Raw genomic sequence first — 644 nt, 5'->3', positions numbered from 1 at the left:
GCCTAATGGCAGATCACCATCGCATAAAGACACAGAGAAGGCTAAGCCTAACGACAGATCATCCTCGGATAAAGACACAGAGAAGACATTCGACAAAAACATAGACAATAAAAGGCCCAAGGACGGTTCATCATCGGATAAGAACGTAGAGCAGGAAAGGGAGAACTACAAATCCGAATCTAGCCGAAATGAATTTGAAAACCAAAAATCTGCACATTCGAGATATGAGGATAACGGTGGTTTGAAAGAAAAAAGCTCGCAATCTAAGAATTACGGAAGAGACGAGAAGTACAGTGAAGAGAAGGAGAGGAGTTCCACTGGGAAGTCTGGATCGAATGACTCCCGAGCACGTTCTACAAAAGCCGAAGAGGAACATGTCAGGAAGTCACAAGAAGAAACACATTCAGAGCAACGAGGAAGAACAAGATCTGACGGAGCAACTACGTCCAACGATAATGATAAGCATACGATTCAGACGACAAGAACAACAGTAGCACCAAACATAAGAAAACGGTCATGAGATCTGAGCAATCAGATTCGTCTCAAAATGAAAATTCTACCTCCGAATCCAAAAAGTTCGCAAAAACTGATGGCTCCAACAAATATGAAGCGGAATCAAGTTCGCATAAACAACAAGAAGCGCG

General features: G+C 42.7%; 1 protein-coding gene. It reads left to right on the top strand.

Annotated features, from left to right (window positions below; all coding sequences use genetic code 11):
* Positions 1-520: hypothetical protein (locus F0L74_RS34700; RefSeq protein ID WP_188316289.1), on the top strand; the 520-nt coding region annotated here is incomplete at its 5' end.
* Between the last annotated feature and the right edge of the window lie 124 nt (positions 521-644).

Source organism: Chitinophaga agrisoli (assembly GCF_008386695.1).
In the GTDB taxonomy this organism is placed as follows: Bacteria; Bacteroidota; Bacteroidia; order Chitinophagales; family Chitinophagaceae; genus Chitinophaga; species Chitinophaga agrisoli.
The sequence above is the reverse complement of the archived record's forward strand: the minus strand, read 5'-3'. Positions and strand labels throughout refer to the sequence as shown.